Source organism: Pseudomonas sp. NY15463, assembly GCF_048068415.1.
Lineage (GTDB): Bacteria > Pseudomonadota > Gammaproteobacteria > Pseudomonadales > Pseudomonadaceae > Aquipseudomonas > Aquipseudomonas mosselii_C.
On sequence record NZ_JBLUQD010000004.1, the window covers coordinates 271612 to 297064 of the forward strand.

At 63.0% G+C, this 25453-nt stretch carries 24 protein-coding genes and 2 pseudogenes; 18 read left to right on the top strand and 8 right to left on the bottom strand.

Annotated elements, in window-relative coordinates; translation table 11 throughout:
- The first annotated feature begins 73 nt into the window (after positions 1-73).
- The 5 genes from ACNFIC_RS11995 (at position 74) to ACNFIC_RS12015 (ending at position 5760) form a co-directional block, all read left to right on the top strand.
- Positions 74-451: a gamma-butyrobetaine hydroxylase-like domain-containing protein gene (locus ACNFIC_RS11995; protein WP_138219250.1), complete on the top strand. Its 378-nt coding sequence runs from the start codon at positions 74-76 to the stop codon at positions 449-451.
- Positions 452-788: 337 nt separating this feature from the next.
- A complete protein-coding gene (gene phaC / locus ACNFIC_RS12000; protein ID WP_138219251.1) occupies positions 789-2468 on the top strand; it encodes a class II poly(R)-hydroxyalkanoic acid synthase in 1680 nt (559 codons plus the stop codon).
- Positions 2469-2528: 60 nt separating this feature from the next.
- On the top strand, positions 2529-3380 hold the full coding sequence (gene phaZ / locus ACNFIC_RS12005) for a poly(3-hydroxyalkanoate) depolymerase (RefSeq protein ID WP_416781068.1): 852 nt from the start codon (positions 2529-2531) through the stop codon (positions 3378-3380).
- Between the two features lie 78 nt (positions 3381-3458).
- Complete coding sequence (gene phaC / locus ACNFIC_RS12010; protein WP_416781069.1) at positions 3459-5141, top strand: class II poly(R)-hydroxyalkanoic acid synthase; 1683 nt, start codon at positions 3459-3461, stop codon at positions 5139-5141.
- A gap of 4 nt (positions 5142-5145) precedes the next feature.
- Positions 5146-5760: a TetR/AcrR family transcriptional regulator gene (locus ACNFIC_RS12015; protein ID WP_138219254.1), complete on the top strand. Its 615-nt coding sequence runs from the start codon at positions 5146-5148 to the stop codon at positions 5758-5760.
- Positions 5761-6152: 392 nt separating this feature from the next.
- Here the strand turns inward: ACNFIC_RS12015 and ACNFIC_RS12020 are convergent, their stop codons facing one another.
- The 3 genes from ACNFIC_RS12020 to ACNFIC_RS12030 form a co-directional block, all read right to left on the bottom strand.
- Positions 6153-6896 (bottom strand): phasin family protein, encoded by a 744-nt coding sequence (locus ACNFIC_RS12020; protein ID WP_416781070.1) that lies wholly within the window; start codon positions 6894-6896, stop codon positions 6153-6155.
- 10 nt (positions 6897-6906) lie between these two features.
- Positions 6907-7326: a phasin family protein gene (locus ACNFIC_RS12025; RefSeq protein ID WP_138219256.1), complete on the bottom strand. Its 420-nt coding sequence runs from the start codon at positions 7324-7326 to the stop codon at positions 6907-6909.
- Between the two features lie 169 nt (positions 7327-7495).
- Positions 7496-7771 (bottom strand): polyhydroxyalkanoic acid system family protein, encoded by a 276-nt coding sequence (locus tag ACNFIC_RS12030; protein ID WP_416781071.1) that lies wholly within the window; start codon positions 7769-7771, stop codon positions 7496-7498.
- 125 nt (positions 7772-7896) lie between these two features.
- On the opposite strand from ACNFIC_RS12030, the gene ubiE reads away from it, so the two are divergent.
- The 13 genes and pseudogenes from ubiE to ACNFIC_RS12095 all read left to right on the top strand — a co-directional run bounded on the left by ubiE (position 7897) and on the right by ACNFIC_RS12095 (position 18116).
- Positions 7897-8667 carry a bifunctional demethylmenaquinone methyltransferase/2-methoxy-6-polyprenyl-1,4-benzoquinol methylase UbiE gene (gene ubiE / locus ACNFIC_RS12035; protein WP_138219258.1) on the top strand — a complete coding sequence of 257 codons (771 nt, stop codon included), beginning with the start codon at positions 7897-7899 and terminating at the stop codon, positions 8665-8667.
- On the top strand, positions 8667-9290 hold the full coding sequence (locus ACNFIC_RS12040; protein ID WP_138219259.1) for a ubiquinone biosynthesis accessory factor UbiJ: 624 nt from the start codon (positions 8667-8669) through the stop codon (positions 9288-9290). The genes ubiE and ACNFIC_RS12040 overlap by 1 nt, the downstream gene beginning before the upstream one ends.
- Positions 9287-10900: a ubiquinone biosynthesis regulatory protein kinase UbiB gene (gene ubiB / locus ACNFIC_RS12045; protein WP_138219260.1), complete on the top strand. Its 1614-nt coding sequence runs from the start codon at positions 9287-9289 to the stop codon at positions 10898-10900. Before ACNFIC_RS12040 ends, ubiB begins: the two co-directional genes overlap by 4 nt.
- A 72-nt stretch (positions 10901-10972) precedes the next feature.
- Positions 10973-11365 (top strand): phosphoribosyl-AMP cyclohydrolase, encoded by a 393-nt coding sequence (gene hisI / locus ACNFIC_RS12050; protein ID WP_138219261.1) that lies wholly within the window; start codon positions 10973-10975, stop codon positions 11363-11365.
- A gap of 1 nt (position 11366) precedes the next feature.
- Positions 11367-11696, top strand: coding sequence for a phosphoribosyl-ATP diphosphatase (locus tag ACNFIC_RS12055; protein WP_138219262.1), 330 nt, complete (start codon positions 11367-11369; stop codon positions 11694-11696).
- 164 nt (positions 11697-11860) lie between these two features.
- Positions 11861-12133, top strand: a complete 273-nt coding sequence (locus ACNFIC_RS12060) for a twin-arginine translocase TatA/TatE family subunit (protein ID WP_138219263.1) — start codon at positions 11861-11863, stop codon at positions 12131-12133.
- A 3-nt stretch (positions 12134-12136) separates the two neighbouring features.
- Positions 12137-12502 carry a Sec-independent protein translocase protein TatB gene (gene tatB / locus ACNFIC_RS12065; RefSeq protein WP_416781072.1) on the top strand — a complete coding sequence of 122 codons (366 nt, stop codon included), beginning with the start codon at positions 12137-12139 and terminating at the stop codon, positions 12500-12502.
- Positions 12499-13287, top strand: coding sequence for a twin-arginine translocase subunit TatC (gene tatC, locus ACNFIC_RS12070; protein WP_416781073.1), 789 nt, complete (start codon positions 12499-12501; stop codon positions 13285-13287). The genes tatB and tatC overlap by 4 nt, the downstream gene beginning before the upstream one ends.
- Positions 13284-13991 (top strand): 16S rRNA (uracil(1498)-N(3))-methyltransferase, encoded by a 708-nt coding sequence (locus ACNFIC_RS12075; RefSeq protein ID WP_138219266.1) that lies wholly within the window; start codon positions 13284-13286, stop codon positions 13989-13991. Before tatC ends, ACNFIC_RS12075 begins: the two co-directional genes overlap by 4 nt.
- Before the next feature lie 209 nt (positions 13992-14200).
- Positions 14201-15145 (top strand): annotated as a pseudogene (locus ACNFIC_RS12080) (methyl-accepting chemotaxis protein); the annotation flags it as partial.
- Between the two features lie 147 nt (positions 15146-15292).
- Positions 15293-16006, top strand: coding sequence for a methyl-accepting chemotaxis protein (locus ACNFIC_RS12085; protein ID WP_416781174.1), 714 nt, complete (start codon positions 15293-15295; stop codon positions 16004-16006).
- Positions 16007-16193: 187 nt separating this feature from the next.
- Positions 16194-17213 (top strand): annotated as a pseudogene (locus tag ACNFIC_RS12090) (methyl-accepting chemotaxis protein); the annotation flags it as partial.
- Between the two features lie 198 nt (positions 17214-17411).
- Entirely contained in the window at positions 17412-18116 is a 705-nt protein-coding gene (locus tag ACNFIC_RS12095) for a methyl-accepting chemotaxis protein (RefSeq protein ID WP_416781175.1), read from the top strand.
- Positions 18117-18219: 103 nt separating this feature from the next.
- Here the strand turns inward: ACNFIC_RS12095 and ACNFIC_RS12100 are convergent, their stop codons facing one another.
- The 5 genes from ACNFIC_RS12100 to ACNFIC_RS12120 all read right to left on the bottom strand — a co-directional run bounded on the left by ACNFIC_RS12100 (position 18220) and on the right by ACNFIC_RS12120 (position 25348).
- The gene (locus ACNFIC_RS12100; RefSeq protein WP_138219270.1) at positions 18220-18954 is read right to left on the bottom strand and encodes an amino acid ABC transporter ATP-binding protein; all 735 of its coding nucleotides are present in this window, start codon (positions 18952-18954) and stop codon (positions 18220-18222) included.
- Positions 18947-19909, bottom strand: a complete 963-nt coding sequence (locus ACNFIC_RS12105) for an amino acid ABC transporter permease (RefSeq protein ID WP_138219271.1) — start codon at positions 19907-19909, stop codon at positions 18947-18949. Before ACNFIC_RS12105 ends, ACNFIC_RS12100 begins: the two co-directional genes overlap by 8 nt.
- 110 nt (positions 19910-20019) lie before the next feature.
- The gene (locus ACNFIC_RS12110) at positions 20020-20817 is read right to left on the bottom strand and encodes a transporter substrate-binding domain-containing protein (protein ID WP_138219415.1); all 798 of its coding nucleotides are present in this window, start codon (positions 20815-20817) and stop codon (positions 20020-20022) included.
- A 243-nt stretch (positions 20818-21060) separates the two neighbouring features.
- On the bottom strand, positions 21061-23628 hold the full coding sequence (mdoH, locus tag ACNFIC_RS12115) for a glucans biosynthesis glucosyltransferase MdoH (protein WP_138219272.1): 2568 nt from the start codon (positions 23626-23628) through the stop codon (positions 21061-21063).
- The gene (locus ACNFIC_RS12120) at positions 23621-25348 is read right to left on the bottom strand and encodes a glucan biosynthesis protein G (protein WP_205884547.1); all 1728 of its coding nucleotides are present in this window, start codon (positions 25346-25348) and stop codon (positions 23621-23623) included. Before ACNFIC_RS12120 ends, mdoH begins: the two co-directional genes overlap by 8 nt.
- Positions 25349-25453 lie beyond the last annotated feature (105 nt).

Genomic DNA, 25453 nt, shown 5'->3' on the forward strand with positions numbered 1-25453 from the left:
ATCGCCTCTTGAAGCTTGAAGCTTGAAGCTTGAAGCTTGAAGCTTACAGCCTGAAGCTCAAGAGAGAACGCCCATGGCCCGCCTGCCCACCGCCATCAACCTGCACAAAGCCTCGAAAACCCTGAGCCTTACCTATGGGCCAGAAGAGGTCTATCACCTGCCCGCCGAATTCCTGCGGGTACACTCCCCCTCCGCCGAAGTCCAAGGCCACGGCAAGCCCATCCTGCAATTTGGCAAGATCAACGTAGGCCTCTCTGGCCTGGAGCCGGCCGGCCAATATGCACTGAAACTGACCTTCGACGACGGCCATGACTCAGGCCTGTTCACCTGGGAATACCTCGAACAACTCTGCCTGCGCCAGCAGCAGCTGTGGACCGAATACCTGGACGAACTTCACAAGGCCGGCAAATCCCGAGACCCCGCCGAATCCGTCGTGAAACTGATGCTCTAGCTCAAGGTTCCTACGAGTTAGAGCGCATTTTCTAATCTCATCTGCTTGAATGCCTGACAGACGGCCAGAGACGGGCTGTCTTGCGCATTACATGAAAGTCGGGTAACCAATGGAGCTGGCAAGTTCCCTGCATCGCCTCACCGGCAAGCAGGGCCAGGCCGGTACGTCGTGGTCTCGAGCGAAAGCAGGCTGTCTTCACACGCAAAACACCCCGCCGCTCATCACCGACACGTCGCCGGTCGCAGCACCGCTGTTCCTTATCACTGGTCACCCCGAGTAACAGTACCGGGCTGTCACAGCACGCCGGTACTCGTCTCAGGACAACGGAGCGTCGTAGATGAGTAACAAGAACAACGATGAGTTGCAGCGGCAAGCCTCGGAAAACACCCTGGGGCTGAACCCGGTCATCGGCATTCGTCGCAAGGATCTGCTGAGTTCAGCGCGCACTGTGTTGCGCCAGGCCGTGCGCCAGCCGTTGCACAGCGCCAAGCACGTGGCGCATTTCGGCCTGGAATTGAAGAATGTGCTGCTGGGCAAGTCCAGCCTGCAACCCGAAGGCGACGACCGCCGCTTCAGCGACCCGGCCTGGAGCCAGAACCCGCTGTATCGCCGCTACCTGCAAACCTATCTGGCCTGGCGCAAGGAACTCAACGACTGGGTCAGCAGCAGCGACCTGTCGCCCCAAGACATCAGCCGCGGCCAGTTCGTCATCAACCTCATGACTGAGGCCATGGCCCCCACCAACACGCTGTCCAACCCCGCAGCGATCAAGCGCTTCTTCGAAACCGGCGGCAAGAGCCTGCTCGATGGCCTGTCCAACTTGGCCAAGGACATGGTGCATAACGGCGGCATGCCCAGCCAGGTGAACATGGAGGCGTTCGAGGTGGGCAAGAACCTGGGCACCAGCGAAGGCGCGGTGGTGTTCCGCAACGACGTGCTGGAACTGATCCAGTACAAGCCCATCACCGAGCAGGTGCACAGCCGCCCCCTGCTGGTGGTGCCGCCGCAGATCAACAAGTTCTACGTGTTCGACCTGAGCCCGGAAAAGAGCCTGGCGCGCTTTTGCCTGCGTTCGCAACAGCAGACCTTCATCATCAGCTGGCGCAACCCCACCAAGGCCCAGCGCGAATGGGGCCTGTCCACCTACATCGACGCGCTCAAGGAAGCGGTCGACGCGGTGCTGGCGATTACCGGCAGCAAGGACTTGAACATGCTCGGCGCCTGCTCCGGCGGCATCACCTGCACCGCATTGGTCGGCCACTACGCCGCCCAGGGCGAGAAGAAGGTCAATGCCCTGACCCTGCTGGTGAGCGTGCTGGACACCACCGTCGACACCCAGGTGGCGTTGTTCGTCGACGAGCAGACCCTCGAGGCGGCCAAGCGCCACTCTTATCAGTCCGGGGTGCTCGAAGGCAGCGACATGGCCAAGGTATTCGCCTGGATGCGCCCCAACGACCTGATCTGGAACTACTGGGTCAACAACTACCTGCTGGGCAACGCGCCACCTGTGTTCGACATCCTGTTCTGGAACAACGACACCACGCGCCTGCCGGCCGCCTTCCATGGCGACCTGATCGAGATGTTCAAGAACAACCCCCTGACGCGCCCCAATGCGCTGGAGGTGTGTGGCACCGCGATCGACCTCAAGGCGGTCGACTGTGACATCTACAGCGTCGCCGGCACCGCCGACCACATCACGCCATGGCAGTCGTGCTACCGCTCGGCGCACCTGTTCGGCGGCAAGATCGAGTTCGTGTTGTCCAACAGCGGCCACATCCAGAGCATCCTCAACCCGCCAGGCAACCCCAAGGCCCGCTTCATGACCGGCGAAGACCGCCCGGACGATCCGCTGGCCTGGCAGGAAAACGCGATCAAGCACGCCGACTCCTGGTGGCTGCACTGGCAGAACTGGCTCGGCGAACGCGCAGGCGAGTTGAAGAAGGCGCCCACACGCCTGGGTAACCGTACCTATACCGCCGGCGAAGCTGCGCCGGGCACCTACGTCCACGAACGCTGAGAGGCCCCTGCGCGGCGCCCGTGCGCGCCACGCAGCCTACTCAACCACAGAGCCACGTGCATGCCGCAACCGTATCTGTTCAGGACCGTCGAGCTGGACGACCAGTCGATCCGCACGGCAGTCCGCCCGGGTAAACCACATCTGACCCCGCTGCTGATTTTCAACGGCATCGGCGCCAACCTCGAACTGGTGTTTCCGTTCATCGAGGCACTGGACCCGGACCTGGAAGTCATCGCCTTCGACGTGCCCGGTGTCGGTGGGTCGTCGACGCCCCGCCACCCTTATCGGTTTAGCGGGCTGGCCAAGCTCACCGCGCGCATGCTCGATTACCTCGATTACGGCCAAGTCAACGTGATTGGCGTGTCCTGGGGCGGCGCGCTGGCGCAACAGTTCGCCCACGACTACCCCGAGCGCTGCAAGAAGCTGGTGCTGGCCGCCACTGCCGCAGGCGCGGTGATGGTGCCGGGCAAGCCCAAGGTGCTGTGGATGATGGCCAGCCCCCGGCGCTACGTCCAGCCTTCCCACGTGATCCGCATCGCGCCACTGATCTACGGTGGGGGCTTTCGCCGCGACCCGGAACTGGCGATGTACCACGCCTCGAAGGTGCGCTCCGGCGGCAAGCTCGGCTACTACTGGCAGTTGTTCGCCGGACTCGGCTGGACCAGCATTCACTGGCTGCACAAGATCCATCAGCCCACGCTCGTGCTGGCCGGCGACGACGATCCACTGATCCCGCTGATCAACATGCGCCTGCTGGCGTGGCGGATTCCCAATGCACAACTACACATAATCGACGACGGCCACCTGTTCCTGATCACCCGGGCCGAGGCCGTCGCCCCCATCATCATGAAATTCCTCCAGCAGGAGCGCCAGCGGGCGGTCATGCACCCGCGGCCGGCCCCGGGCGGCTGATGGCCCACCTCGCCCCTTGTAGGAGCGCCTGCTGGATCAACCCGTGATGGCCCGATTGCTAAACGATGGAGTGTTGGCATGAAAGACAAACCGGCTCCCGGGACAGCCCCGGCCCCCGCCGCCAGCATGAACGTGCAGAACGCGATCACCGGCCTGCGCGGCCGTGACCTGATCTCGACCCTGCGCCATGTCGGTCGCCACAGCTTGCGCCACCCGCTGCACACCGCCCGCCACCTGCTGGAGCTTGGCGGCACCCTGAGCCGGGTTATGCTGGGCGACACCCCCTACCAGCCGCATCCGCGCGACAGCCGCTTCACCGATCCGACCTGGAGCCAGAACCCGTTCTACCGCCGTGGCCTGCAAGCCTATCTGGCCTGGCAGAAGCAGACCCGTCTGTGGATCGAACAAAGCGCCCTGGACCACGATGACCGAGCCCGTGCGCAGTTCCTGTTCAACCTGATCAACGACGCAATCGCCCCCAGCAACTCGCTGCTCAACCCCCTGGCAATCAAGGAACTGCTCAACACTGGCGGCCAAAGCCTGCTGCGCGGAGCCAGCCACCTACTCGACGACCTGCGCCACAACGATGGCCTGCCACGTCAGGTGGACGAACGCGCCTTCGAAGTCGGCGGCAATCTGGCCGCCACACCCGGCGCGGTGGTGTTTCGCAACGAGATGCTGGAGCTGATCCAGTACAAGCCGTTGAGCGAAAAGCAGTATGCAAGGCCCTTGCTGGTGGTGCCGCCACAGATCAACAAGTTCTACATCTTCGACCTGGGTCCGACCAACAGCTTCGTGCAGTACATGCTCAAGCACGGCCTGCAGGTGTTCATGATCAGTTGGCGCAATCCCGAGCCACGGCACCGCGAGTGGGGCCTGTCGAGCTATGTGCAGGCGCTCGAAGAGGCGCTCAACGTCTGCCGGAGCATCAGCGGCAACCGCGACCCCAATTTGATGGGCGCTTGCGCCGGTGGCCTGACCATGGCAGCCCTGCAAGGCCACTTGCAGGTTAAAAAGCAACTGCGCAAGATCCGTAGCGCCACCTACCTGGTGAGCCTGCTGGACAGCCAGTTCGAAAGCCCGGCCAGCCTGTTCGCCGACGAACAGACCCTTGAGGCTGCCAAACGCCGCTCGTACCAGCGCGGCGTGCTCGACGGTGGCGAGGTGGCGCGGATTTTCGCCTGGATGCGGCCCAACGATCTGATCTGGAACTACTGGGTCAACAACTACCTGATGGGCAAGACCCCACCGGCCTTCGATATCCTCTACTGGAACGCCGACAACACACGCCTGCCGGCAGCGCTGCACGGCGACCTGCTGGACTTCTTCAAGCACAACCCGCTGACTTTCGCCGACGGCCTGGAGGTCTGCGGCACGCCCATAGACCTCAAGCAGGTGGACCTCGACAGCTTCACCGTCGCCGGCAGCAACGACCATATCACCCCATGGGATGCGGTGTACCGCTCGGCACTGCTGCTCGGCGGAGAACGGCGCTTCGTGCTGGCCAACAGCGGGCATATCCAGAGCATCATCAACCCGCCTGGCAATCCGAAGGCCTACTACCTGGAAAACTCCCGGCTCTCCAGTGACCCACGCGCCTGGTTCCACGATGCCAAACGCCACGAAGGCAGCTGGTGGCCGCTGTGGCTGGAATGGATCGGCGCGCGCTCAGGCCCGTTGAAACCACCGCGCGTGGAGCTGGGCAATGCCACCTACCCGGTGCTGGGCCCTGCGCCAGGCACCTACGTGTTGGCGCGCTGATCCGATGAAAACTCGCGACCGCATCCTGGAATGCGCCCTCACACTGTTCAACCAACAGGGCGAGCCGAACGTCTCGACCCTGGAAATCGCTAATGAAATGGGCATCAGCCCTGGCAACCTGTATTACCACTTCCACGGCAAGGAGCCGTTGGTGATCGGGTTGTTCGAACGCTTCGAAGAAGCCTTGATGCCACTGCTCGACCCACCCCTGGACGTGCGCCTGGAGGCCGAGGACTACTGGCTGTTCCTGCACCTGATCGTCGAGCACATGGCCAAGTACCGTTTCCTGTTCCAGGACCTGTCCAACCTGAGCGGCCGCTTGCCCAAGCTGGCGCGTGGCATGCGCAGCCTGATCAACGCGCTCAAGCGCACCCTGGCGGCATTGCTGGCCAGTCTCAAGCGTCACGGCCAGATCACCAGCCACACCCAGGCGCTGGGACAGTTGGTGGAGCAGATCACCCTGACGTTGATGTGTTCGCTGGACTATCAGCGGGTTTTGGGCCGCGAAGGCGATGTGGGGGTGGTGGTGTACCAGGTGATGATGCTGGTGGCGCCGCACTTGCAGGCCCCGGCGCGTACGGCAGCCGAGCAGCTAGCGATGCGCTATCTCGAAGGCTGAGTAAGCCCGCCCCACAGGTGCAGCGCACAATGCAGGCATTGCACCCTCCTGTAGGAGTTCACCCAGCCCTGCCGGGCTGCGCTGTCGTGCAGAGAACTGATTTCGCAAGCGCGCCGCGTACCCTGTGGGAGCGGCGGTTCGGCGCCCCGACTTGCCCGCGAAGCAGGCGACTCGGTGTATGGCACCGGCTTCGCCGGTGTTCGCGGGCAAGCCCGCTCCCACAGGTCCCTGCTAAATCAACAAGTTATGTGTAGTTCTATGAGAGCGGCCTCGTGCCGCGAAGGCTGCGAAGCAGCCCCGACGGTCTTGCATGATGCCAAGCCTTAGGCCGCTCCTACAGGGTTTGTAAGGCCCTGTGGGAGCGGGCTTGCTCGCGCTCAAGACGACGCGGTTCAGGCCTGGGTGGTCGTGTTTGCCGGTGCCGACGGGGTGCTGCTGGCCGGGGCTGCGCTCGGCGCAGGCGCTGCGGTAGCGGCCGAAGCTGTGGCTGGCTTGGCGGCAGCCGGCTTGGCCGGGGTCTTCTTCACCGCAGGCTTCTTGGCCGCAGCGGGTTTGGCAGCTGGCTTGGCCGCAACCGGTTTGGCCGCTGGCTTGGCCGCCGGTTTTGCCGCTGCGGTTTTCGCCGCGGGCTTGGCAGCCGGTTTAGCAGCGGCGGCCTTGGCGGCAGGTTTGGCCTTGGCCAATGGCTTGGCCGCCGTCTTGCTGGCGGCGGCCTTGGAGATCGGCGTTACCGACGCACCGGTGAGTTTCTCGATCTGCTTGGTCAGCGTGTCGACCTGCTGGTGCAGTGCCTTGATCTCGTTACGGTTGGGCACGCCCAGGCGCGAGATAGCGCTATTGAGTCGCTTGTCGAAGGCTTCTTCGAGTTCGCTCCACTTGCCCAGGGCACGGTCCTTGACACCGGAGACCCGCGAAGTGGTCGAAGACTTGGCGGTTTCGGCCACATCTTCGGCAGTTTTCTTCGCCTGCTTTTCGGCTTTCTCGCCATCCTTTACCAGCGAGTCGAACAGCTTCGGACCGTCCTGATCGATCTTGGAGTAGATCCCCAGCCCTGCCAGCCAGATCTTGCGGGAATATTTCTCGATCCCGCCGACCCAGGAGCTGCTTTCTTTGTCGGAATTCTTCTTGCCAGCCATCCTGCTCTCCTTATGGTTTGTGCGCGACGCGCTCAAGCAGCTCGTGCAGCTGTTCAAGCTTGATGGACAACGCCTCAACGTCATGTTTAGACGCAATGCCAAGGCGATTCAAGGCGCGCCCTACGCGCTCGTCGAAGGCTTTCTCGATTTTGTCCAATTGGGCCTCGACCCGGCCTGGTACGCGGACGACTTCCTGGGTGGCTTCGTCGATCTGGGTGTTGGCGGCATCGACCGCCTTGTCCAGGCGTTTCTTGCCGCGTTTCTCGACGCCTTCGCCGGCCTTGACCAGCTCCTTGAAGTAGTCGGAGCCTTCCTGGCCGACGCGGGCGTAGGCACCGATGCCCGCCAGCCAGATCTTGCGCGCGTAGCCGCGCACCTCGCCCAGGGTGCCCTGGGTTTCATCTTTTTGCTTCAGGTTCACTTTGGCCATGCTCTGCACCTCATGCTCATGCTAGGGAGGGAGGAACTGCCCGTGGGGTTTGGGCTTGAGCATAAGGTAGGGAAGGAAATTAGAATTCTCACCCTAAGAGCAGCTGCAAGCTGCAAGCAAAAGCAGATCGCCGCTTTTTCTTGAAGCTTGAAGCTTGCAGCTGCCCCTCTCAGGCCAGCGCCTTGTCCAGCGCCCGCTCGATCTCGCCCTTGATCGTGCCGCTCATCATCGACAGCATCATCCCAAGCTTGAGTTCGACGCGGATGGCGTCCTCGAAAATCTGCACGCTGCCATTGGCGCCACTGCGCGAGACGTCGACGCGATCGCCGCTCCAGCTGGCCTTGAGGTCGTATTCGCGGGTCAGCTTTTCAACCAGCACCTCGGCCTTGGCACGGGCGGCCTCGCGGCCGAGGGTATGTTTGCGTTCGACGCTGATCTGGGTCATGCGGGTGATCCTGAGGACAAAGACATAATCGCCATTATGCCCGCCACCTGCATGCGGCACACCCCGCCAAGACAAATCCGCCCGTAGCCCCTAGAATGGCCGTAATTTTTTTCTGGTGAAGCGATATGACCGACCCGCGCAAAGGCGACCACGCCGAACCCACCACCCATTTCGGCTACCAGGACGTGCCTGAGAGCCAAAAGGCGAAGAAAGTCGCCGAAGTGTTCCACTCCGTCGCCGCCAAGTACGACCTGATGAACGACGTGCTATCCGGCGGCATGCACCGCCTGTGGAAGCGCTTCACCATCGAACTGTCGGGCGTACGCAGCGGCAACCGCGTGCTGGACATCGCCGGTGGCACGGGCGACCTGGCCGCCAAGTTCTCGCGCCTGGTCGGCCCGACCGGCCAGGTGGTGCTCGCCGACATCAACGAATCGATGCTCAAGGTCGGCCGTGACCGCCTGCTCGACCGTGGCGTGGCCGGCAACATCGAGTTCGTGCAGGCCGATGCCGAAAAGCTGCCGTTCCCGGACAACCACTTCGACTGCGTGACCATCGCCTTCGGCCTGCGTAACGTCACCCATAAGGACGAAGCCATCCGCTCGATGCTGCGCGTGCTCAAGCCAGGCGGACGTCTGTTGGTGCTGGAGTTCTCCAAACCTACCAACAAACTCATGTCCAAGGCCTACGACGCGTACTCGTTCGCCTTCATGCCGCTGGCTGGCAAGCTGATCACCAATGACTCCGAGAGCTACCGCTACCTGGCCGAGTCGATCCGCATGCACCCTGACCAGGAAACCCTGAAAAGCATGATGGTCGAGGCCGGCTTCGACCGCGTCACCTACCACAACATGACCAGCGGCATCGTTGCCGTGCACCGGGGGATCAAGCCCTGATGCTCCTGGCCGGCCTTCTCGCCAGCGCCGAGCACGGCATCAACCGTGTGCTGCGCATGGACAGCACCGCGTTGCCGCGCCTCGCCGCGCTGGAGGGCAAGGTGGTCGAGATCGACTGCCTACAGCCGGCCCTCAAGCTATTCGTGCTGCCCGATGAAGAGGGTCTGATGCTCGCCGCCCACTGGGAAGGCGAGGTCGACTGCACGCTGCGCGCCCCGGCCGGGCGCCTGGCGCAGCTAGCCCTGGCCAAGGACAAGACGGCCGTGCTGCACAGCCCGCAAGTCCAGTTGCACGGTGACAGCGCCGTGCTCCTCGACCTGTTCGGCGTGCTGCAAGACCTCGAACTGGACTGGGAACACGAGCTGCAACGCTGGCTCGGCCCGGTGCCAACCGCCTTGCTGGCTGGCCATGTGCGCCTGCGCGCGCGCTGGACCAAACAAGGCCTGGCCCGTTTCAGCCAGAACCTTTCGGAGTACCTGGCCGAGGAGTCCCGCACTTTGGTCGGCCAACGTGAAGCCGAAGCGGCGTTCAGCGAACTCGATGCGCTGAAAGTCGACATCGAACGCCTTGAGGCGCGCCTGCGTCGTCTCGCCCACATTCTTGATACCAGCGATAACGCATGAAGCTGCTCGCCGTCCGCCGTCTGTTGCGCATCCAGCGCGTCGTGATCCGCTACCGCCTCGATGACCTGTTGTTCGAACAGCCCTTGCTGCCATGGTGGCTGGCCAGCCTGCGCCTGCTGATGCCCTGGCGCTGGCTGCCGCGCAAGCCACTTGAGCTGAGCCGGGGCGCGCGCCTGCGCCTGGCGCTGCAAGATCTGGGGCCGATTTTCATCAAGTTCGGCCAGTTGCTCTCGACCCGCCGCGACCTGCTGCCCACCGACATCGCCGACGAGCTGATGCTGCTGCAAGACCGCGTGCCGCCATTCGACCCACAAAAGGCCGTGGCGCTGATCGAAGCACAACTCGGCGCCAAGGTCAGCGAGGTGTTCAGCCGTTTCGACGTCGAGCCACTGGCCTCGGCCTCGGTTGCCCAAGTGCATGCCGCGCGGCTTAAAACCGGCGAGGAGGTGGTGGTCAAGGTGGTACGCCCTGGCCTGAAGCCGGTCATCGCCCAGGACCTGGCGTGGCTGTTCCTGATCGCCAAGGCCGCCGAGCGCGCCTCGGCCGATGCCCGACGCCTGCATCCGGTGGAGATCGTCGGCGACTACGAAAAAACCATCTACGACGAGCTCGACCTGCTGCGCGAGGCTGCCAATGCCAGCCAGCTGCGGCGTAACTTCGAGGGCTCGGAGCTGATGTACGTACCCCAGGTGTACTGGGACTTCTGCCGCCCGAAAGTGCTGGTGATGGAGCGCATCTACGGTGTGCCGGTCACCGACATGGCCACCCTCGCCGACCAGCGCACCGACATGAAGATGCTCGCCGAACGCGGTGTCGAGGTGTTCTTCACCCAGGTGTTCCGCGACAGCTTCTTCCACGCCGACATGCACCCGGGCAACATTTTCGTCAGCACGGTCAAGCCCTGGAGCCCGCAGTACATCGCCATCGACTGCGGCATCGTCGGCAGCCTCACTGACGAGGACCAGGACTACCTGGCCCGCAACCTGATCGCCTTCTTCAAGCGCGACTACCGCCGCGTGGCACAACTGCACATCGATTCGGGCTGGGTGCCGGCGCAGACCAAGGTCAACGAGTTCGAAGCGGCGATCCGTACCGTGTGCGAGCCGATCTTCGAAAAGCCACTCAAGGACATCTCCTTCGGCCAGGTACTGATGCGCCTGTTCCAGACCGCACGGCGCTTCAACATGGAAGTCCAGCCGCAACTGGTGCTGCTGCAGAAAACCTTGCTCAACATCGAAGGACTGGGTCGCCAGCTGTACCCCGACCTGGACCTGTGGAGCACCGCCAAACCGTTCCTGGAGCGCTGGATGCGCGAACGCATGAGCCCCAAGGCGGTGATCGGCAACCTGTACAGCCAGGCCGAGCAACTGCCGCACCTGGCCGACATGACCCGTGACTTGCTCGAGCGCCTGTCGCAACCCCACCTGCACGACCCGCAACTGCCCGAGCGCCGCCGCGTCGGCGACAACTGGGCGCTGCGCCTGCTCGGTGCCGGTCTGCTGGTCGGCGGCGCCACGCTCGCCGCTGGCGCGGTCAGCCTCAGCGCCCCGACCGCCTGGCCAGCCTGGCTGATGCTGGCAAGCGGCCTGTACCTGATCGTGCGCCGATAGCCAGCCGCGCCGCTGGCTGGCACACTAACGCCGAGGGGCCCGTACGAGCGCGGGCCCGGTTTGGAGTCGACGATGAAAGACTGGCTGGACGAGATCAAGTGGAACAGCGATGGCCTGGTACCGGCCATCGCCCAGGACCACAAGACCGGGCGCGTGCTGATGATGGCCTGGATGAACCGTGAATCGTTACTGCTCACCGCCACCGAACAACGCGCCATCTACTGGTCGCGCTCGCGGGGCAAGCTGTGGCGCAAGGGCGAGGAGTCGGGGCATGTGCAAAAACTGCACGAAATGCGCCTGGACTGCGACGCTGACGTGATCATCCTGATGGTCGAGCAACTGGGTCATATCGCCTGCCATACCGGCCGCGAAAGCTGCTTCTATCGCGTCTTCGATAACGGCCAGTGGAAAATCGTCGACCCGGTCCTGAAGGACCCGCACGCCATCTACAGCGCAGGACACTGACATGAGCGACACCCTCGACCGCCTGGCTGAAGTGCTGGAGCAACGCAAACAGGCCGCCCCTGACAGCAGCTATGTAGCCAGCCTGTATCACAAGGGCCTGAACAAGATCCTCGAGAAGCTCGGCGAAGAATCCATCGAGACCATCATCGCCGCCAAGGACGCCGCCATCAGCAACGATTGCAGCGATGTCATCTATGAAACCGCCGACTTGTGGTTCCATAGCCTGGTGATGCTCAGCGCGCTGGGCCAGCACCCGCAGGCGGTACTCGATGAGCTGGATCGTCGTTTCGGGCTGTCCGGGCATGACGAAAAGGCAGCGCGGTCTGAATGAATGCCGGGGGCGCTTTGCGCTCCATCGCGGCACAAGGCCGCTCCTACAGGAGCGCGTGCCGCCCGAATGACCGCCGATCCCTGTAGGAGCGGCCTTGTGCCGCGATGGGCTGCAAAGCAGCCCCCAGGGCCCGACAGACAGACACACAACTTCAGGAGTTAAAAATGGGCATTTTCGACTGGAAACACTGGATCGTCCTGTTGATCGTGGTGGTACTGGTATTCGGCACCAAGAAACTGAAGAACTTCGGCAGCGACCTGGGCGAATCGATCAAGGGCTTCCGTAAGGCCATGAACGAAGAAGAAACCAAGCCCTCCGAAACCCCGCCACCTGCCCAGCCTGTGCCACCAGTCCAGCAGAACACTGCCCAGCAGGCCCAAGGTCACACCCTCGAAGGCCAGGCCCAGCCGGTCCAAGAGCCACAGCGGAAAGACTGACCCATGTTCGGCATCAGTTTCAGCGAGCTGCTGCTCGTCGGCCTGGTCGCACTGCTGGTACTCGGCCCCGAGCGCCTGCCCGGCGCCGCGCGTACCGCAGGCCTGTGGATCGGCCGCCTCAAGCGCAGCTTCAACGCCATCAAGATGGAGGTCGAACGCGAAATCGGCGCCGACGACATCCGCCGCCAGCTGCACAACGAGCACATCCTGCACATGGAAGAGCACGCCAAGCGCATACTCAACCCGCAGAAACCTGAGCCCACCAGCCAGGCCAGCTCTGAAACACCCGCAACGCCCGCCGCCGCTGCCTCGCCGCAGACGGCCGCGCCAACCCCTTCCGAGCCGCCACAACCCCCGCGAGCCCCATGAGCGAGAATCCGGAACATGACCAGCCCATGCCGCTGGTCTCGCACCTGACCGAACTACGCACCCGCCTGCTGCGCTGCGTGGCCGCTATTTTCCTGATCTTCGCCGGGCTGTTCTCCTTCGCCCAGCAGATCTACACCCTGGTCTCCGCGCCACTGCGCGCGCACCTGCCGGCCAACGCGACGATGATCGCCACTGACGTGGCCTCGCCGTTCCTCACGCCGTTCAAGCTGACCATGATCGTTTCGCTGTTTCTGGCGATCCCGTTCATTCTCCAGCAGATCTGGGGCTTCATCGCCCCGGGCCTGTACCGCCACGAAAAACGTATTGCCATTCCACTGCTGATCTCCAGCATCCTGCTGTTCTATGCCGGCATGGCCTTCGCGTATTTCCTGGTGTTCCCATTGATGTTCAGCTTCTTCGCCGCCGCGACCCCCGAAGGCGTGTCGATGATGACCGACATCGCCAGTTACCTCGATTTCGTCATGACCTTGTTCTTCGCCTTCGGCGTCGCCTTCGAGATTCCCGTGGCGGTGGTGCTGCTGGTATGGATCGGCGTGGTCGATGTGCAATACCTGAAGAAGGTCCGTCCCTACGTGATCATTGGCTGCTTCGTGGTCGGCATGATTCTGACCCCGCCAGACATCTTCTCTCAGACCCTACTGGCCGTACCGATGTGGATGCTGTTCGAGGTCGGCGTGCTATGCGGCAGCCTGATTCGCAAGCGCAGCCAGCCTGACGAAGCCGCGGACGATCACAACGACCAGCCACCTGCGACCCAACCGTGAACCTGCTACTGCTTGAGGAGGCCGACTTCGTCGCGGCCGACCGTGTCGTCCTGGCTGACCGCCGTTTCACCCACATGCAGGAGATCCATCGCGTGGCGGTGGGTGACCAGCTGCGGGTCGGACGCATCGGTGGGCTGATGGGCAAGGCCGAGGTCATTCGCCTGGAAGGCCACGAAGCCGAACTGCATGTGGCCTTCGACCAACCGCCACCGGCCAAGCTCCCGCTGACCCTGGTACTGGCTGTGCCACGGCCAAAAATGCTACGCCGCTTGTTCCAGACCATCGCCACCCTCGGTGTGCCACGCTTGATCCTGGTGAACAGCTACAAAGTCGAAAAGAGCTTCTGGCAGACGCCTTTCCTGAGTCCCGAGGCCATTCGCGAAAACCTGATCCTGGGCCTTGAGCAGGCCCGCGATACCGTGCTGCCGGAGGTGATCATCGAAAAACGCTTCAAACCGTTCGTCGAAGACCGCCTGCCTGCCATCGCCGCCGATACCCTCGGTCTGGTCGGGCATCCTGGCCCCTACCCTGCCTGCCCGCGCGCGGTGCAAGGCCCGGTTACCCTGGCAATCGGCCCCGAAGGCGGCTGGATCCCGTACGAAGTCGACCTGCTGGCCAAGGCAGGCCTGCAACCGGTGCAGTTGGGCGAGCGCATCCTACGGGTCGAGACAGCCGTCACGGCCCTCCTGTCGAGAATTTTCTGACGGCCTGATCAGAATTTTCGCCGTCAAGTTTCCCCGCGCTACGCCGATGTCATGGGCAACAGAACAACAATCCGCACTGCCGAACCGGGGAGTCGTCTATGTACCGTTGGTTTGCCCAGACTCTGGGGAACATAAGCGTCAATCGTAAATTGGGGATCGGTTTCGGGCTGGTGCTGCTGCTAACGCTAGGCATCACCTTCACCGGCTGGATGGGCATCGATAATGTCACCAAGCGCGGCGACACGCTCGGCAATATCGCGGTGATCCACCAGTACACCCAAGACCTGCGCATCGCCCGCCAGCACTATGAACGCACCCGCGACGACGTTGCCGTGGCCGAGCTGGAAAAGGCCCTGGCCAATATCGAACGCCAGGTACAGTCAATGATCGGCCAGATCGAACAGCCTGCCGACCATCAACGCCTGCTCCAGCAGCAGGAAGCCGTGCGTCAGTACCAAGCCGCGTTCGCCGAGCTGCGCCAGGCGGCCCAACGCCGCGAGGCCGCCCGTGGTGTACTGGGCGACAGCGCCGACAAGGCCGCTGCACTGATGGACAAGACCCAGCAGCGCCTGCTGCAAGCCGGCGATATCCAGCAATACCAGGAGGCCGTGCAAGCCAGCGCCTTGCTGCAACAGGCACGCTTCCAGGTACGCGGCTACACCTACAGTGGCAAAGCCGAGTTCCAGCAGACCGCGCTCGACGCCATCGATCAATCACTGGCCCTGCTCAAGTCCTTGCCGGCACGCCTGCCTGCCGAATATGCCGCCAGCCTCGATGACGCCGCCAGTGCCATGGCCGCCTACCGCGACGCGGTGAACCAGGTCGGTAGCGCCCAAAGCGCCAATGAACAAGCCTTGCAGCGCATGGCCGACCAAGGCCAGGTACTGCTCGAAACCAGCCAGGCACTGACCAAATCGCAGACCGCCGTTCGCGACCAAGGCACCCAGCAAGCCAAGACCCTGCTCGGGGGCGCCACCACCTTGGCCTTGCTGCTCGGTATGCTGGCAGCCTTTATCATCACCCGGCAGATCATCGTACCGCTGCGCCAGACCCTGGCCGCCGCCGAACGCGTGGCCAATGGCGACCTGCGCCAGGACCTGCTGGTAGAGCGTCGCGACGAGCTGGGCCAGCTGCAAACCAGCATGCAGCGCATGAACCAGGGCCTTCGCCAGCTGATCGGCGGCATCGGCGATGGCGTCACGCAGATCGCCAGCGCTGCCGAGGAGCTGTCGGCGGTGACCGAGCAGACCAGCGCCGGGGTGAACAACCAGAAGGTCGAGACCGATCAGGTCGCCACTGCCATGAACGAAATGGCCGCTACCGTGCAAGAGGTCGCGCTCAATGCCGAACAGGCCCGCGAAGCCGCCCTGATGGCCGACCAGCAAGCCCGCGAGGGCGACAAGGTGGTCGGTGAGGCGATCGCCCAGATCGAGCGCCTGGCCTGTGAGGTGATCAACTCCAGCGAGGCGATGAACCAGCTCAAGGCCGAGAGCGACAAGATCGGCAGCGTGCTCGATGTGATCAAGTCGGTGGCCCAGCAAACCAACCTGCTGGCGCTCAACGCCGCCATCGAAGCCGCCCGTGCGGGCGAGGCCGGGCGTGGCTTCGCAGTGGTGGCCGATGAAGTGCGTAGCCTGGCCCAGCGTACCCAGCAGTCCACCGAGGAAATCGAAGAGTTGATCGCCAGCCTGCAAAATGGCACCCAGCGAGTCGCCAGTGTGATGGACAACAGCCGTGCGCTGACCGACAGCAGCGTGGAACTGACACGCCGTGCCGGTGGCTCGCTGGGCACCATCACCCGTACGGTGTCATCGATCCAGGCGATGAACCAGCAGATCGCCACCGCCGCTGAGCAGCAAAGCGCAGTCGCAGAGGAGATCAACCGCAGCGTGATGAACGTGCGCGACATTTCCGACCAAACCTCCGCGGCCAGCGAAGAAACCGCCAGCTCCAGCGTCGAACTGGCCCGCCTGGGCACGCACCTGCAAGGGTTGGTGGGCCAGTTCCGGCTGTAGTCGATCTGCGGCTCGGGCGTTCGGAATGAGCGCCCGAGCAAAATGCCCACCACGCCACGGGAAATCTCCTACAGCATTTACAGGTCCAGTCCTACGCAACCCCGGCCGATGAGCTGAGGGTCCGCGCCTTGCGGCGTGTACCCCTTTCCATTGCTGGAGACTCATCATGCTCGGACCTTTCAACAGGATGCTCAGCCACCTCAGCGTTCGCGCGAAACTGGCCAGCGGATTCGCCGTAGTACTGCTGCTGACCCTGCTCACCACACTGACCGGCTGGTTCGCCTTGGACGATGCCATCGAACGCTCGGAAAAGCTCACCCAGATTGCCCACCTCAACGACTACAGCAAGGACCTACGCGCCGAGCGCATCACCTATCGCGTACTCGCTGACGAGCACAGCCGTACCCAGGTAGAAAGTGCGATCCAGCAGATCGAAGGCCTGCTTGACCAGATGCGCCCGCGTTACAACAGCCCTGAAAGCCTCCGCGTGCTAGCCAACACGCGCGACATCGTCAGTCGCTACCGGAGCGACTTCAGCAACCTGCAAAAGGCAGTAGCCACACGCCAGCAGCAACAGCAGGCACTCACGACGCAGCAGACAACGCTGGACACGGTCAGTACGCAGGTGCAGCAAAAATTGGTGGTACAGCTGAGTCAAGTGGATCAGACGGCCACGAAAAGCCAGGCCTTCTACCTATTGGATAAGGTCATCCGGCACATCGAAATGTCCAGCCAGAGCGCTGCAAGCCCAGCCTATTTCAGCGAGCCGCTGCAAGCCTTCGCGCAAGTCGGCCAACCTGCCGTTGCCTCTGCCGACGCCGCTCTAGGTGAATTGCGCACGCTGCTGCCCCAGGCTCAGCAACTGATCGAGCCATTGAGCAATCACCTGGCGCGCTACCGCGAGCAGTTGCAGCAATACGCCCGCGCCGCCATCGCCGTCGAAGAGCTACAGGCCGACATGGAGCGGTTGGGCGACCAGATCACCGCCAGCAGCCGTGAAATGAGCGACAACCAAGTCGTGCTGCGCGACCAGCAAGCCTTGGCCGCCCGCAGCCTGATGAGCAGCGTGGCGCTTATAGCCCTGTTGATCGGCAGCCTGGCAGCCTTGCTGATCAGCCAGCAGATCACCGGGCCGCTGCGTCTGACCCTGCAACAAGCCGAGCGCATCGCTCATGGCGACCTGAGCCAGGTCGACGAGGTGCACCGTGAGGATGAACTAGGGCAATTGCAACGCAGCATGCGCAGTATGACCTTGAGCCTGCGCGAGCTACTGGGCGGTATCGACAAAGGGGTGTCGCGACTGTCCCAGGCTACGACTGAACTGTCGTCGGTCAGCGTGCAGACCCAGCAGCGTGTCGGCCAGCAGCGCGAGGAAACCGACCAGGTCGCCACGGCCATGAACCAGATGAGCGCTACCGTGCAGGAGGTGGCACACAACGCCGAACTGGCCTCTCAGGCGGCGACCACGGCCGATCAGCAGGCGCAAGTGGGGGATCAGGTGGTGGCCGAGGCGATCGGCCAGATCGAGCAACTGGCCGAGCAGATGGACCATTGCCTGGGAGCGATGAACCACCTGGCAGCGGAAAGCGAGCGGATCGGCACGATTCTCGATGTGATCAAGTCGGTATCCGAGCAGACCAACCTGCTGGCCCTCAACGCCGCCATCGAAGCGGCACGCGCCGGTGAGGCAGGACGCGGGTTCGCGGTGGTGGCCGACGAAGTACGCGGCCTGGCCCAACGCACCCAGCAGTCCACCGAAGAAATCGAAAAACTGATCGAAAGCCTGCACGGCGGTACCGACCAAGTGATGACACTACTGGGAGACAGCAAGCGCTTGACCGAGCAGAGCGTCGAACTCAGCCGCAAGGCGGGCGAAGCGCTGGGGCAAATCACCAGCACCGTGTCGACCATCCAGGGCATGAACCAGCAGATCGCCACGGCCAGCGAAGAACAGAGCGTGGTGGCCGAGCAGATCAACCGCAGCGTGATCAATGTGCGCGACGCCTCGGACCAGACCAGCACGGCCAGCGAGCAGACAGCAGCATCAAGCGTCGAATTGGGGGACTTGGGGCGGGAACTGCGTACGATGGTGGGGCGTTTCAGGCTCTGAAACAGCTACAAGCTGCAAGCTGCAAGAAAAAGCCAGACCGCGACATCCCTACATTCTGGGTCTGGCGTTGCTTGTCGCTTGCAGCTTGCAGCTTGCTACTGCTTCACAGCACCTGGCGCAGAAATGCCTGGGCACGTGGGTCTTTCGGCGCATCGAAGAACGCCTGGGGCACCGAGTCCTCCAGCAGCTTGCCGTGATCGAAGAACAGCACGCGGTCGGCCACTTCACGGGCAAAGCCCATCTCGTGGGTGACGCAGACCATGGTCATGCCTTCCTGGGCCAGGGTCTTCATCACGTCCAGCACCTCGCCGACCATCTCCGGGTCGAGCGCCGAGGTGGGCTCGTCGAACAGCATCACCTTGGGCTCCATCGCCAGGGCGCGGGCAATTGCCACGCGCTGCTGCTGGCCACCGGACAGGCGCGAGGGGTACTCGTTGGCCTTCTCGGCGATGCCGACCTTTTTCAGCAGCGCGTGTGCTTTGGCTTCGCGTTCGGCCTTGTTGCGCTTGCGCACCACCTTCTGTGCCAGGCACAGGTTCTCCAGCACAGTCATGTGCGGGAACAGGTTGAAGTGCTGGAACACCATGCCGACTTCGCGGCGGTAGGCGTTGATGTCGGTCTTCGGATCGTCCAGTTGCAGGCCGTCGATGGCCACATGCCCGGCATCGAAATGCTCCAGGCCGTTGAGGCAACGCAGGAAGGTCGACTTGCCCGAGCCCGACGGGCCCAGCACCACCACCACCTCTCCCTTGGCCACGCGGGTGGTGACGTTGTCCACGGCGCGAACCAGCATGCCGCGGGTGTCGAAGACTTTCAGCAGGTCACGAACTTCAATCACTTTGCGCAAGCCTCCGCTCAAGCCGGCTGGCGATATGCGACAGCGGCAGGTTGATCAGCAGGTACAGGCCAGCCACGCAGAACCAGATCTCGAAGGTCGAGAACGAGGTGGTGATGGCTTCGCGACCGCTCTTGGTCAGCTCGGTGATCGCGATCACCGACACCAGCGAGGTGTCCTTGACCAGGCTGATGAACTGCCCGGCAAGTGGCGGCAGCACACGTTTGAAAGCCTGCGGCAGGATCACGTGGCGCATCGACTGGCTGCCGTTCAGGCCCAGCGAGCGCGCAGCCTCGTTCTGGCCCTTGGCGATCGACTGTACGCCGGCACGCACGATCTCGGCCACGTAGGCGCCAGTGAACAGTGCCAGCGCCGCGACCCCGGCGAACTCGCGGGACAGGTTGAGCACGGTGCCGATGAAGAAGTAGAAAATGAAGATCTGCACCAGCAGCGGCGTACCGCGCACCAGCTCTACATACACCGTCGACAAGTCGCGCAGGGTCGGGTTGGCGGACAACCGGCAGAGGCCTGCGAACAGGCCGATCAACAGCCCCAGGGCACCGGAAATCACCGAGATCCACAACGTAGTCCACAGGCCCCAGGCCAGGGGGCCTGCGGCCCAATGACGGGTGACGCCGATGGCATCGCCTTCGGCCACATCGTCGCCACGCGATAATTGCAGGCTGTCGTTGGCCACGTCGATGACTTGCGTGGTGCCGCTGTCATCTTTCAGGGTGACCCGGGCGTTGTCGCCGGACACCACGATTTGCTCGACGGTGCCGTAGTTGGCGGCACGCTGGGTTTCCTCGGCCTTGTAGGCGAAGTATTGCGGAACGCGGTTCCAGCGCCACTCGTAGGAAATCATCGAGGTGGCCAGGTACAGGCTAACCGCCAGGCCCACCAGGACCAGCGCGGTCAGCCCATGCCAGGGCCACTGGGCTTTCTTGTGTTTGATCACGTGTCAACTCCAGAAAGCGACAAGCCGCAAGCTACAAGCTGCAAGGCAAGCGGACCCAAGGTGGACCTGCTTCTTCTTGCAACTGGCAACTTGCGGCTTGCAGCTGTCTCTTATTCCATTTCCTTCAGCCAGTCCTTGCTCTTGAACCACTTATCGTGGATACGATCGTAGGTCCCGTCATGCTTGATCTGGTGCAGGAAGTTGTTGATGTAGTTGATGCTGTCGTAGTCGCCTTTCTTCAGGCCGAAGGCCAGCGGCTCGTAGGTGAAGGGTTCTTCCAGGAACACCAGCTTGCCAGCGCCGGCTTTCTCCACGGCAACCACGTTGTAGGGCGAGTCGTAGACAAAGGCATCGGCCTTGCCGTTGACCACGTCCATCACGCCTTCCTGTTCGTTGTCGTAACCGTGGTACTTGGCTTTGCTGATCAGCTTCTTGGCCACCATCTCGCCGGTGGTGCCGAGCTTGGAGGTCAGGCGGTACTTCTCGTTGTTCAGGTCCTTGTACGACTTGATCTCACCGGCCAGTTCCTTGCGGATCAGCAGGGTCTGGCCGACCACGATGAAGGGCTCGCTGAAGTTCAGGCGCAGGTTGCGTTCCTGGGTCAGGGTCATGCCGCTGCCGATGAAGTCGAACTTGTCGGTCATCAGGGCCGGGATGATGCCGTCGTACGCGGTGGAAACCATCTCCAGCTTGACGCCCATAGACTTGGCCATCGCCTTGAGAATGTCCACCTCGAAGCCGATGATCTCACCGCGCTTGTTGGTCATCTCGAACGGCATGTAGGTCGGGTCCATACCGACACGCAGGGTGCCGCGCTTGACCGCATCGTCGATGGCGCCAGCCTGGGCTGTGCTCACCGCGACCAGTGCGGTCACGCCGAGCAGCAGTCGCGACAGGTATTTCTTCATCATCACCAAGTCCCCTGAAAAAAATAGTCTGCAGTTGTTCTTATAGGCACGGCCGTACCGACCTGTGCGATATGTCGGGTGGGATGCTAACGCATGCGCGGCCTGGGACCTAGTGCCGGGGGGGACTTTGTTGGCCAAATTCGCCGCAAAAGCATCGCGGGCAAGCCCGCCCCCACAGGTCGGTGAAGATCCTGTGGGAGCGGGCTTGCCCGCGATTGGGCCGCTAAGCAGCCGCTAAGCGCATCAAGCCAAAGCCGGCTGGGCCTGGCTCTCTGGATGCAGCGGCAGCAGTGGCGAGTGCGGATCGTTGTCGATCGATGCGCGCCACACGTCGATCCACGCCGAGTGATGCCCGGCCCAGACCTGCTCGTGCAGGCGCGACAGAGCCACTGGATCGCTCAGCAAGGCCAAGCGGGTATTGCCGTCCAGCCCCTTTGGCCCGACTTCCAGCGCCTTGGCCACTCGCTCGGCACGCAAAGCCTCGATTGGCGCAGCCTTGCCATGCCGCGCCGTGGCCATGGCACAAGCCAGCGCGTTCTGGCGCGGGTCGACCACGGCCCGCACGAAACCGTCGTGCAGGGCGTGCCAGCGGTTCTCGTGGGTGTACTGGTCGGTGGCCAGCAGCGCTTGCGGCGTGGCGTACTCCTCAGGAATCAGGAACAGCTTCTCGTCACGGGCCGCCAGGCCCAGGCGCACACGGCTGGAGATAACCGATACCGGGATCGACAACACCAGCGAACCCACGATTGGTGCCAGCCACCACAGGAAACTCGGATTCAACCATGCCACCAGGCCAGCCCAGGCAACGCCGAGCAGGGTCTGCGGACCGTGGCGGCGTACCGCCTCGCTCCATGGAGTGGAGTCATCGTCACGCTGCGGCGAGTTCCAGGTTGCGGCCCAGCCGAGGAACGCAGCCAGCACGAAACGGGTGTGGAAGATCATCCGCACCGGCGCCAGGAGCATGGAAAACAGCATCTCCATCAGCATCGACAGGGTGACTTTGACGCGCCCACCGAATTCGGTGGCGCCCTTGGCCCAGATCAGTACCACGCTCAGCAGCTTCGGCAGGAACAGCAGCACAATGGTGGTGGAGAACAGCGCGATGGCTTTTTCCGGGTGCCACTGCGGCCACAGCGGGTAGAGCTGGAACGGCTCAATGAAGTATTGCGGCTCCATCAATGTGTTGGTCGCCAGCAACGCCGTCGACAACACCAGGAACAGGAACCACAGCGGTGCCGACAGGTACGACATGACACCGGTGAGGAACACCGCGCGGTGTACCGGGTGCATGCCCTTGACCAGGAACAGGCGGAAGTTCATCAGGTTGCCGTGGCACCAGCGACGGTCACGCTTGAGTTCATCGAGCAGGTTCGGCGGCAGCTCTTCGTAACTGCCCGGCAGGTCGTAGGCAATCCAGACGCCCCAACCGGCACGACGCATCAACGCGGCTTCGACGAAGTCGTGGGACAGAATCGCCCCGGCGAACGCGCCCTTGCCCGGCAACGGCGCCAACGCGCAGTGCTCGATAAAAGGCTTCATGCGAATGATCGCGTTGTGGCCCCAGTAGTGCGACTCGCCCAGTTGCCAGAAATGCAGGCCGGCGGTGAACAGCGGGCCATACACCCGGGTGGCGAACTGCTGCATGCGTGCATACAGGGTATCCATGCCCGAGGCCTTCGGCCCGGTCTGGATGATGCCCGCATCCGGGTTGGCCTCCATCAGGCGCACCAGGCTGCTCAGGCATTCGCCGGTCATGACGCTGTCGGCGTCGAGCACGACCATGTACTTGTACTCGCCACCCCAGCGACGGCAGAAGTCGTCGAGGTTGCCGCTCTTGCGTTTGACCCGGCGCCGACGGCGGCGATAGAAGATGCGCCCGAAACCTTTGGTCTCGCGGCACACGTCCAGCCAGGCCTGTTGCTCGGCCACGGCGATATCGGTGTCGTTGGTGTCGCTGAGCACGAAGAAGTCGAAACGGTCAAGGTTGCCGCTGGCGGCCACCGACTCGAACGTCGCCCGCAGGCCGGCGAACACACGCGGCACATCTTCGTTGCAGATCGGCATCACCAGCGCGGTGCGCGCCTCGGGAGCGATTGGCTCATTGCCTGCGCTGCTGCCCGAGATGCGGTACTTGTCACGCCCGGTGAGCAGCTCCAAAAAGCCCATCAACGCGGTCCAGAAACCGGCCGATACCCAGCAGAACAGGATGCCGAACAGCACCAGGATGGACGTCTGCAAGGCATACGGCCAGACCTGCACCACGGTGTCCCACAGCGGCTGGTTGAAGATCTCGTCGAAATCGACGAACGACCAGCCCTGGTAAGGCAGGATACCCTTCATGTACCAGCCGGCAACGAACGTCTGGCCGATCATCAGGGTCAGCAGGATGTAGCGACGGATCGAGCCAACCGTACGCCAGCGCGCTGGCGGCAGCTCGCGCTTGGGCGGCTGCGGGGCGTTGGTGCGACCGGTCATGCGCCGCCAGATACGGATCAGCACGTTGGTGCGCCACGGCTCGGGCACGACCTTGGTGCGCTTGATCGGCGGGGCGATCTTCAGGCACAGCCGCCCACTGCCGTCGACGCCGAGCATTTCGGCCTCTTCCAGCTCGGCGGCGCTGCCAATAGTCAGGCGCGAACCCACCGAGGCCTGCACGGCCTCGGTAGTGCTGGCGGCAGGTTGCGCCGCCAGGCGTTGGTGCAGCTCGCTGAACGAGGTGCAGCTAGCGAGTTCCGCACGCTGCTCGTCGCTCAGAGGAAGGTGGGCCAGGTATTCGCCAAGCGATTCTGGCCTTGGGCTTGAGTTACTCATCGGCAGGCAACTGATAGCTCCAGGTCTCGGTCAGCACTTTCTCAGTGGTGGCCGGGGCCTCGGTGGTGGACGCCGCGTCGGCGGCAGGTTGCTCGGCAGCTTTCTCAGCCTTGGCTTTCTCGGCCTTGGCGTGGACGTTCTTGGCGGCGGCCTTGGTTTCCTTGGCAGGCTTAGGCTGCTCGACCGGCACGTCACGCACCAGGGCGGCACGCATTTCGGTGGACTTCTTCGGATCCTTGATCTTCAACCGCAGGGTCAGGCGCCAGCCTTTGGTTTCCGGGTTGTAGCGCAGGTTGTTCTCGACCACCTCGGCGTTGTCGCCGGTGCTGACCTGGCTACGCACAGCGGCGTCGGCCGGCAGGGCGGCGAGGTTGGGGCCGACGAAGTCGACCAGCAGGGCGACGCTGCCATCGAGCTGGCGAATCAGGTTGGCTTGCTTGACGTCACCGCTGGAGCGTAGGGTCTGCTTGACCCAACCCAGGTCCTGGGCGTGCAGTTGGTCTTCCTTGATGGTCCAGCGCAGGCGATAGTCGTACTCGAACGGCTTGCCTGGCTCAGGCAAGGTTTCCGGGCTCCAGAAAGCCACGATGTTGTCGTTGGTCTCGTCGGCGGTTGGGATCTCGACCAGATCGACAGTGCCTTTGCCCCAGTCGCCTTTAGGCTCGATCCAGGCGCTCGGGCGCTTTTCGTACTCGTCGTCGAGGTCTTCGAAGTCGCTGAACGCGCGCTGGCGCTGCAAGAGGCCGAAACCACGCGGGTTTTCCACGCTGAAGTTGCTGACTGCCAGGTGCTTTGGGTTGTTCAGCGGGCGCCACAGCCATTCGCCGTTGCCCGCGTGGATGCTCAGGCCTTCGGAGTCGTGCAGGGCCGGACGGTAGTTCTGTACCTTGGACGGCTGGTTGGGACCGAACAGGAACATGCTGGTCAGCGGGGCGATGCCCAGGCGGCTGACGTGGTCACGCAGGTACACGCGCGACTTGACGTCGACCAGGGTGTCTTCGCCCGGACGCAGGGTCAGCTTGTAGGCCCCAGTGGAACGCGGCGAGTCGAGCAGTGCGTAGATCACCAGATGCTTGTCGTTAGGCTTGGGCTTCTCGACCCAGAACTCGCGAAAACGCGGGAACTCTTCGCCCGACGGCAGTGCGGTGTCGATGGCCAGGCCACGGGCCGACAGGCCGTAGCGGTGGCCCTTGCCGACCACGCGGAAGTAGCTGGCGCCAAGCAGGGTCATGATCTCGTCCTGCTTGTCGGCCTTGTTGATCGGGTAGAGCACGCGGAAGCCTGCATAACCCAGGTTCTTGGTGGCCTCGGCGTCATGCGGCACGTCGCCGAACTCGAAACGGCTTGGGTCGTACTTGATCTCTTCGACCTTGTTGGCGGTGATCTCGTTGATTTTCACCGGCGTGTCGAAGTGCATGCCCTGATGGTAGAAGGACAGCTTGAACGGCGTCTTGTCCTTGGCCCACTCGGCCTTTTCCTGGAGGAAGTGGATCTTCTGGTAGTCGGCGTACTTCATGTCGCGGAACACCGGCGGCAGATTGCTCTTCGGTGCCTCGAACTTCTGACCGGCCAGATCCTTTGCCTTGGCTGCAACATCGTCCAGATTGAATGCCCACAGCTGGCCTGCGCTCATCAGGCCGACCAGCGCAACGCCAGCCAGCACGACCTTACGTAGCCGGGTGCCGGGGATTCTTGGTGCAATACAGGGGCTTACAATCACGAGCAATCCTCGCCGAAAAACAGATCATGAAACCAACGGCCAGCGACAAATGCCGGGTTGGCGAGCACTGTTCGGACCCCGTGAGGGCGTAATGATTCCCCAAAC